This window comes from Aerococcus sp. L_32 (genome assembly GCF_050689315.1).
Genome location: NZ_JBOEQF010000083.1, coordinates 1 through 9302, shown reverse-complemented (window position 1 = coordinate 9302; position 9302 = coordinate 1). Strand labels below are relative to the sequence as shown.

The window sequence follows — 9302 nt, the reverse complement described above, 5'->3', positions numbered from 1 at the left end:
TTTTTAGAAACTGAAAAAGAGGATTTGGAATCAGCTAGTTAATACATATATGAAAACCCAGATAGTTCTTATATATGTAAGTATTCAACAACAACAGAACCCGAATAGGTATGACTGTCGGCTTTTCTCTTGATTTGCAAAAGCAAAATGACTCCAAAATAATAGCAAGGATAAGCGCTGCTCATTAACGTTCGCCCTTGTCTTTATTATTTATAGCCATTTTTAATGCTTCTGCCGACGAAAAGTAATAATCACGTGTAAATATACTCGAAATGATTTAAAAGCTCTTAAAACGCAAATATGAGTTTCTGATAGCTGTTTAAATTACAAACTATCTAGATACATGTTAAGGTCTTCTAAAATTTTATGTTTAGGATGTTTTTTCATTTCACTATCAAATTTCTTAAAGTCCATATCCTTAGACTGTCCTGCTCCAAATTTACCAAAAATATTAGGATATTTTATACCATATGCTACATAAAGTATATCTTTTCTAGGACTCTTATCATGTAACAATTTAGCCATATTTATCAATCTAATTCTCTCTTTTTTTAAATTTTGATCATGTTCTTTTATACGCGCTTTTCTATTTTCTTCCCTTTCCTCTTCTATCCTCTCCCTTTCCTCCTTTATCCTCGTTTGTTCTTCATAATATCCCGATAGACTTTCATAATAATTTTCACCTATCATGTTATGCATTGTATTTAATATATCAAACGCCTCTTGAGGAACTAAAAAAGATTTTTTGTAACAATTTTTCTCCCATTCTCTATAAGGAATCATTTCATGAAGATACCACATTTCAATAGTTGGCATTAAATACATAGTAAGCCCTAAATAACCAAATTTCGAAGAAGTCTCTTTCGCAATCAAAACATGCAAAATAGAATGCTCGATTAAATCGCAATAAACTAATCGCTCTTTTTTCTGATATTCGAATGGAATTTTATATTTTCTTATAAAAACTGGATCTGATATTTTAAGCATTATATTTTCATCTATATGATGACAATATAAACCCTCAATTGTTCTCGAAATATTTCCTTTTCCAATACTTTTTATTTCTTTATTCATAAACCTTTTATATGATTTTTCTTTAAAATAATTATCTTGCGCTGAACCATACTTTTGAAGCAAAAAATCAACTGCTTCATCATAATTTTTCAATAACAAATCCTGATATTCTTTATAATTACCCATATACATCTACTCCTAATTTTAAATTCAATATAAATATTTAATGATAAACAACAACCCTCATTAATTTAACAAATAAAAAAAATAAAAATAGGGTGCACTTATACACGATAAAAAAATATCGTGTTTGTGCAAAAAAATGTGTGAAAAATCGCTCCGCAATTTTAAAAATTCGTTGCACTCATTTGAAAAAAAACAAAAATTCAAAAACAGGAGAAAATTGTAGCGGAAATAAAATGAGATTTAAGTGATTTTAAGGAAGAGCATAAAGAGATTCCGACGTCACCTGTTTTTTCGCTGTGCTCAAAAAGGTTGACGTGTCAGGCTGTGCCTGACGAATCTTAAATAAAAAAAGAGACGTCAAATTGGCAAAAAATGATGTTTTTTTAATCTTTAAAAAATTCTTCGTATCAACGGTTTTAGGACTTTTTAACTCTTATTTTTATTTATGCAATTATTTTTCTGGAAAATTATATAAAAGTACTTTAGGTTTTATCGATTATTTTCAAAAATAATACATGAAATTCCTTAAAATCGAGTATCTTAAAAAATCATTATCCTAAGTTCTATGATTGAAATTTTTATTGACTATACATAGATAAAGTTCTATCTTATACATAGACGCTTGTCTATGTATAAGTGCCAAATAAGGTATATAAGGAGCAGATAAAAGATGACAGAATTAGCATTATTTGAACCAGCAATGTGCTGTAGCACAGGTGTATGTGGCCCAGCAGTAAATGAAAATTTATTACAAATCACTTCAGTTATGAATGCTTTAGATACAGTAGAGGGATTTCAAGCTAAAAGATACAACTTATCTAACAATCCACAATCCTTTGTAGAGAACGAAAAAATAAGTCAACTATTGCAAGAAAAGGGCGCTGATGCGTTGCCAGCAACACTATTAAATGGTGAAATAGTTAAATTTGGAGGATACCCTTCAATCGAAGAAATAACGGCTTTTACAGGAGTTAGATTTGTCCCAATGGAATCAAATGACGGTGGCAGTTGCGGACCAAACTCAGGATGTTGTTAGGAGGATTTTAACTGATGAAAAATTATCAACCAGAACAATTAAATCTTACAAAATATCTTTTCTTTACTGGTAAAGGCGGAGTAGGAAAAACATCTACAGCTTGTGCTACGGCAGTTTCTTTAGCGGATAGTGGGAAGAACGTAATGTTAGTGAGTACGGATCCTGCTAGTAATTTACAAGATGTTTTTGAGAAAGAATTAACGAATAACGGCTTAGAAATTCCAGAAGTTAAGGGCTTAACAGTAGCGAACTTTGATCCAATTACTGCTGCACGTGACTATATGGAAAGCGTTGTTGGACCATATAGAGGGGTTTTACCTGAATCAGCTGTAGCCAACATGGAAGAACAATTATTAGGTTCTTGTACCGTTGAAATTGCGTCATTTAATGAATTTGCTGGCTTTTTAACGAATCCAGACGTTGAAGCTCGATATGATCACATTATTTTTGATACTGCTCCAACAGGACATACATTGAGAATGTTGCAACTGCCTTCTGCATGGAGTAACTTCTTGGATGAAAACACTACTGGTGTTTCATGTATGGGTCAGCTCTCTGGACTTGGAGATAAGCAAGAAATGTATAAACACGCAGTAAACACATTATCAGAGGGGACAAAAACAACCTTAATGTTAGTGACACGTCCACAAGACGGACCACTGGTAGAAGCGAATAGAGCTTCTGAAGAATTAAAAGAAATCGGTGTGTTAAATCAACAATTAATTATCAATGGTTTATTAGAAAGACCGACAGATAGCATTTCTCAAAAGATTTATGATGAACAACAATTAACGTTAAAAAATATGCCTGAAAATTTGAAACAATTTCCAACATTTATTGTTCCATTACGCTCATATAACGTAACAGGCGTTGAAAACTTGCGGTTACTCTTAACATCAGATCAAACAAATGTCGTTGTAAAAGCTCCAGAAGTAATGGATTACCCTAAGTTACAACACATTGTAGATGAATTAGATCGCACAAATAAAAAAGTTGTTTTCACTATGGGTAAAGGTGGCGTTGGTAAAACTACGATTGCTGCTACATTAGCAACAGGATTGGCAGCTAAAGGTAAAAAAGTTCATTTAGCAACAACAGATCCTGCCGCTCATTTGGAATTTGTTATCACTGAATCAGAGAACATTAGAATGAGTCATATTGACGAAAAAAAAGAATTACAGGACTATAAGGAAGAAGTTTTATCTAAAGCTCGTAAAACAATGTCTTCTGAGGAATTGGATTATGTTGAAGAAGATTTGCGCTCGCCTTGTACTCAAGAAATTGCCGTTTTTAGACGATTCGCAGAGATCGTCGCTACAGTTGATTGCGATGTAGTTGTCATAGACACAGCCCCAACTGGACACACGTTATTGTTATTAGATTCCTCTCAAAGCTATGCTAAAGAAGTGGAACGAACTTCTGGTGAAGTTCCTGAGTCCGTTCGTAGACTGTTGCCAGTCTTACAAGATCCAGAACAAACAGAAGTTGTCATGGTTACTTTACCTGAAAATACACCAGTATATGAATCTATGCGCCTTCAAGAAGATTTAGATCGTGCCAAGATTGCTCATACTTGGTGGGTAATAAATAATAGTATGTTAACGAGTGGTACAACGAATGACGTATTAAGAGCTCGTGCTCAAAGTGAAGTCTCTTGGATCAATACAGTAGCGGAACTGTCTAATAATCATTTTGCGGTAGTAGAGTGGCATTCTACTGAAGTAAAAGGAAAACCTATATCGCTCTTTTAAAATAATTTAGAGAAAGGAAGGGAGTAAAAGTGGATAAAATAACTCTTTATGAACCTCCGATGTGCTGTAGCACAGGTGTTTGTGGACCTTCTGTAGATAAAAATCTCATTCGCATAACAAGTCTCTTTCAACAAATACGTAAGATAAAAGGGAAACAATTAATTCGATATAATTTAAGTGCCAACCCTAATGCATTCGTTCGAAATCAAGCTGTAACGAAGTTAATCCAAGAAAAAGGGATTGACTGCTTGCCTGTAACGGTATTGAATGACGAAACAATCGTTAAGATTAAGGATTACCCAACAAATAAAGAACTATCAGATTGGCTAAAATTACGCTTGGAAGAAGCAGAAGTTTCACTGTAGTGAGTAGAAAGGAGAATGTAAATGACATACGAAGAATATGCAAAAGTTGCCAAAGCGCTCTCAGAACCAAAACGCGTAAAAATACTGGATATGTTGTCATGCGGAGAAATGTGTGCGTGTGATATTTTAGATCACTTTGATTTTACTCAACCTACTTTGTCTCACCATATTAAAATATTAGTAGAAGCTAGTTTAGTTATAGCCGAAAAAAGTGGGACATGGCAATATTACTCAATTAATGAGCAAGTAGCCCAACAATATATTCAAGAAAGCATCCATTTATTAACACATTCATCTGAATGTATTTGTGAGACTGAAGGCATTCAAAAAGATGCAAAAAGTTGAGCTTCATTTGTTTTTCATTAAAAGATTAAATACTATTATTATTGGAGGAAAATCATGAAAGAAACAGATTTAAAAGAAAAAGTATCGAATAAAGAAAATGGGATTGGGCTTTGGGAACGTTATTTAAGTTTATGGGTTGCTCTATCAATGATTATAGGTGTAGCGCTAGGGAAATTTGTTCCTGCAATCCCTGAATTTTTAAGTCAATTTGAGTATTATAATGTATCAATTCCAACAGCTATTTTAGTTTGGTTAATGATTTTTCCAATGATGTTAAAAATTGATTTTAGTAGTATTGTAAATGCAACAAAAAAGCCAAAAGGATTAATATTAACTACAGTAGTAAACTGGCTAATTAAACCATTTACCATGTATGCAATTTCTGCCTTTTTCTTTTTGGTGGTATTTAAACCATTTTTAAGTCCCGAACTAGCCAATGAGTACATAGCTGGTGCGATTCTTTTAGGGGCAGCACCTTGTACAGCTATGGTATTTGTATGGAGTGAACTAACCAAAGGTGATCCAGCATACACCTTATTACAAGTATCTATAAATGATATTATTATTCTCTTTTTATATGCTCCAATTGTGGCACTTTTATTGGGCATTGGTAACGTATCTGTCCCTATCAATACACTTTTACTCTCCATTTTTGTCTTTATTGTGATTCCTTTAGTTCTAGGAATTGTTGTCAGAAAAAAAATCGTCAAGCAAAAAGGTGAACATTATTTTGAAAAAGATTTCGTGAATAAATTTGATGGTACAACACGAATTGGATTATTACTAACTTTAGTTATTATCTTTTCTTTCCAAGGCGAACGGATTCTAAGTAATCCATTTCATATTTTATTAATTGCTATTCCATTAATTGTTCAAAATATAGCAATATTTTTCCTTGGTTATGGTGGTGCTAAAGCTTGTAAATTGCCTTTTTCAATAGCAGCACCTGCAGCTATGGTTGGAACAAGTAACTTTTTTGAACTTGCTGTAGCTGTCTCAATTGCATTATTTGGATTAAATTCTGGTGCAACTTTAGCAACCGTTGTAGGTGTTTTAATAGAGGTTCCTACTATGTTGCTATTAGTCAAATTTTCAAATAAAACAAAACATTGGTTCGACGGATATGAATATTAAGCATTGTTTGAATTAAATGAAAAGAGGCGAAAAAAATGAAAATTGTCGTTATTGGATCTGTCGCTGCTGGAACATCTGTAGCAGCTAAAGCTAGACGAAACACTGAGGAAGCTGAAATTGTCGTTTACGATCAAGGAAAAGATATTTCTTATTCTGTTTGCGGTATTCCTTATCAAATCGGTGGAGAAGTTGAAGAATTAAGTGAATTAACACCTAGAAATGCAGAATGGTTTAAAAAAAGATACAACGTTTCAATCTTCACAGAACATAAAGTAACGAAAGTTGATCAATCTAATAAACAATTAGAAGTTACGGATCTTATTTCTGGAGAAAAGAAACTAGAAAATTACGATGTATTAGTCTTTGCAACTGGGGCTTCTCCATTCACTCCACCTCCATTTAATCAAAAAGAGTATGATAATGTGTTCCAAGTTCGCAATATCCAAGACGCACGAGATATAGGTTCCTATTCAGCTAAACAACCTAAAAAAGCATTGATTATTGGTGCTGGATTTATTGGTTTAGAAATGACAGAACAATTAATCCATAAAGGATTAGAAGTAACAATCGTTCAATTAGAAGATCAAGTTATGCCGCCTATGGACGCTGATATGACTTTCCGTGTAGAAGAACACATGCGTGAAAAAGGAGTCAACCTCATTCTGAACGATACCGTCAAAACAATTGAAGGAGAAACGTCAGTAGAGAGAGTCGTTACTACAAATGGCGTTACGATTGATACTGATATCGTTATCTTGTCTGCAGGTGTACGCCCGAATACTGAATTAGCTAAAGAAATGGGCGTAGAACTTGGAGCTTCAAGAGCAATTGCGGTGAATAAGAAAATGCAAACCAATCTTCCAGATATTTACGCAGTTGGAGACGTTGCCGAGAGCTTCTCTATTATCACTGGAAAACCCATCTATCGTCCATTAGGCTCAACAGCGAATAAAATGGGGCGGATTGCTGGAGACGTTATTACTGGTGGAGATTTAGAGCACAGAGGTGTCTTAGGAACAGGGATTTTCAGAATCTTTGACCTACATGTTGGCCAAACAGGATTAACCGAAAAAGAAGCAAAAAAAGAAGGTTATGAAGTTGAAGTTTTGTATAATATCAAACCAGATCATGCTCAGTATCTTGGTGGAAAAGAATTAACGATCAAAGCATTAGCGGATAAAGAAACTGGTCGCATTTTAGGCGCACAAGCTATTGGTCAAGGTGGCGTAGATAAACGAATCGACGTAATCGCAACAGCCATAACCTTTAAAGCAAAAGCAGAAGATTTATTCCATTTAGATTTAGCCTACGCACCACCTTTTGCGACAACGAAAGATCCTATATTATACACCGGTATGGCGTTAGATAATGCATTGAAACGTAACCCATTGTTAACACCCGCTGAATTAATCAGTCGTCAAACTAGTGGAGAAACATTACAAATTATTGATACCCGTTCTAAAAAAGATTTTGAAAAATCACATGTCAAAGGAGCCATTCATATTCCTTTGGCTGAACTGAGAGAAAGAAATGCAGAATTAGACAAAGATTTAGTAACAGTCACTTATTGTAATAAAGGTGTATCTGGAAATGCCGCTCAAAATATTTTATTAAATTACGGATTTACAAATGTTTATAATTTATCAGGAGGAAATAAGAATTATCAACTCAGAGTGAAAATGGAAACAAATAATGATTAAGAGTAATGCTTTTATGAAGATAATGGCAAGGTTTATTGGTACTATTGGGGCAATTCTATTTGCCAAATTTTTAGGAATGACAATTAATATAGGCTTCATCATTTTTGTCCTAATTCTAATCGTTATTCTCTTCAGGAAAGATTATAAAGAAGAGATTAATAACTAACTATATAACACTACGAAAAAAAGCCCCTGTTCATTATGGGGTTTTTTTCGTAGTTAGACGCTATATGTTTTGAAAAGTGACACACAACTAAAGTATATCTCTACGTATGTTGATCTTAGAGGTTCTGTTGCAAAGTTTTAAATAAAGAATAAAATCCCTTACGGTATCTATGATTTAAGCTGGGATTCCCAATAATACCTTGATTTCAGTACAGACCAAAAACCCGAAGAGAGTGCCTTCTTTTCGGGTTTTCTTATATAATTCTCGAATGGCTTCCATGCCTTTAATCGTGGTAGAGGCAGTGCGTAAACTTCGATAGAATTTATTGCGTCTCTTTACTGGACGATGGTCTTGTTCAATCAAATTATTCAGGTATTTAATGGTATGATGTTCTGTCCCTTGATAAAAGCCGCCGTATTCTTTTAGTTTATTAAAGGCACTTGTAATAGAGGGGCCTCTACAGTTTGATGTTAGGATTCAAAAAATATAAGAAAAGCCCCATTTAAGGGGCTTTTTTATCTATAAAATAAAGTTCAGAAAAGTCTCAATCGTGCCACTTTCATACATGATGTATAGTCCAAGTGGAATGAATACTAAGGGCACAATGATTCGCTGGTATTTTTCAATTGTCTCGGATATTAACGGAATAGAAGATAGCACCCGACTAAGCTCGCAAAAGATAATTATGCCGATTGCAAACACAAGCAACGCCACGAGGGTCTGTGACCAATCTAACGAAGCAAAATAAGGTATATAGATACCTAAATTATCTCCGCCAGACGCAATTGTCAGCAATGTAACTGTCCAAAACAGTTGATTTGCCTTGCTTTGTTCTAATCTTTCAATAATTTCTTCCTCTTCTTCTTCCTCACCTTCTCCAACAATTGCAAAGCGAATCCCTAAATAGATAGGGATTAAACCAAGCAATCCAACCATCCATGGTTCAGGCACGAAATTGACGACATAAGCAGCAACTAAACTCGCCCCTACAAGTAAGCCAGTGCCTAGATACTGCCCCGCATAAATATGCCATTTCTGTTTATTCTGTGATAGCTGTGCAAATAAAATAATTAAAATAATTAAATAATCGATACTGGTGGAAATATAAACACCAATAGCAGATATGATTGTCTGTCCCATAAAAAAACCTCCTGTATTAGTCAGTAATAAATCAGCAAATTTTAAGAGAACACAGACACATTAATTTAGCTATCCCTAATGGGTAATGTCGAACGTAGGAAAGCATTTTACTCCTCCTCAAAACATAGTTACAAAGTAATTTCTAACTGGAATTCGGTAACTACTTCCATGTAAAGTATAACTCATTATACTTTGCAAGCGAAGTGTGGGCTCGCCGAGGGGTCTTGCAGACGGCTATTCGGCTCTTTTTAGCCGAGTATCAGCGCACCCTTATGGTGCAATTAGCTGATACTTTGTTTGATGATTTGCTGCCCTACCAAAATGGTAGGTGTGCAAACATCTGAATTTAATAGAGAAGCCTGGCGTCTATAAAGAAATACTTTTCTTGATGCGCGTCAATTTTTTTGAGGTAGGGGGCCTTTATACTAAATTCAGTAAAGGAAAAGGAGGAATCAAAGGAAGCTG

Annotated in this window: 8 protein-coding genes and 1 pseudogene; 6 read left to right on the top strand and 3 right to left on the bottom strand. The window is 34.3% G+C overall.

The window, feature by feature from the left end; all coding sequences use genetic code 11:
* Nucleotides 1-324: 324 nt before the first annotated feature.
* On the bottom strand, nt 325-1200 hold the full coding sequence (locus ACRCJ0_RS07010) for a hypothetical protein (RefSeq protein WP_431390002.1): 876 nt from the start codon (nt 1198-1200) through the stop codon (nt 325-327).
* Nucleotides 1201-1870: 670 nt separating this feature from the next.
* Between ACRCJ0_RS07010 and arsD (ACRCJ0_RS07005) the strand changes: the two genes are divergently transcribed.
* The 6 genes from arsD (ACRCJ0_RS07005) to ACRCJ0_RS06980 are packed head-to-tail and all read left to right on the top strand — an operon-like array spanning nt 1871 to nt 7531.
* Nucleotides 1871-2236, top strand: coding sequence for an arsenite efflux transporter metallochaperone ArsD (gene arsD, locus ACRCJ0_RS07005; protein WP_431390001.1), 366 nt, complete (start codon nt 1871-1873; stop codon nt 2234-2236).
* 14 nt (nt 2237-2250) lie between these two features.
* The gene (arsA, locus tag ACRCJ0_RS07000; protein ID WP_431390000.1) at nt 2251-3987 is read left to right on the top strand and encodes an arsenical pump-driving ATPase; all 1737 of its coding nucleotides are present in this window, start codon (nt 2251-2253) and stop codon (nt 3985-3987) included.
* 29 nt (nt 3988-4016) lie between these two features.
* Nucleotides 4017-4352, top strand: coding sequence for an arsenite efflux transporter metallochaperone ArsD (arsD, locus tag ACRCJ0_RS06995; protein WP_271735791.1), 336 nt, complete (start codon nt 4017-4019; stop codon nt 4350-4352).
* 21 nt (nt 4353-4373) lie between these two features.
* Nucleotides 4374-4697 carry an ArsR/SmtB family transcription factor gene (locus ACRCJ0_RS06990; protein ID WP_431389999.1) on the top strand — a complete coding sequence of 108 codons (324 nt, stop codon included), beginning with the start codon at nt 4374-4376 and terminating at the stop codon, nt 4695-4697.
* A gap of 54 nt (nt 4698-4751) precedes the next feature.
* Entirely contained in the window at nt 4752-5831 is a 1080-nt protein-coding gene (gene arsB, locus ACRCJ0_RS06985) for an ACR3 family arsenite efflux transporter (RefSeq protein WP_431389998.1), read from the top strand.
* 35 nt (nt 5832-5866) lie between these two features.
* Nucleotides 5867-7531 (top strand): FAD-dependent oxidoreductase, encoded by a 1665-nt coding sequence (locus tag ACRCJ0_RS06980; RefSeq protein ID WP_431389997.1) that lies wholly within the window; start codon nt 5867-5869, stop codon nt 7529-7531.
* A gap of 340 nt (nt 7532-7871) precedes the next feature.
* Here the strand turns inward: ACRCJ0_RS06980 and ACRCJ0_RS06975 are convergent.
* Nucleotides 7872-8156, bottom strand: a pseudogene (locus ACRCJ0_RS06975) (DDE-type integrase/transposase/recombinase); the annotation flags it as partial.
* Between the two features lie 60 nt (nt 8157-8216).
* On the bottom strand, nt 8217-8837 hold the full coding sequence (locus ACRCJ0_RS06970) for a CadD family cadmium resistance transporter (protein WP_048725925.1): 621 nt from the start codon (nt 8835-8837) through the stop codon (nt 8217-8219).
* Nucleotides 8838-9302: the final 465 nt, after the last annotated feature.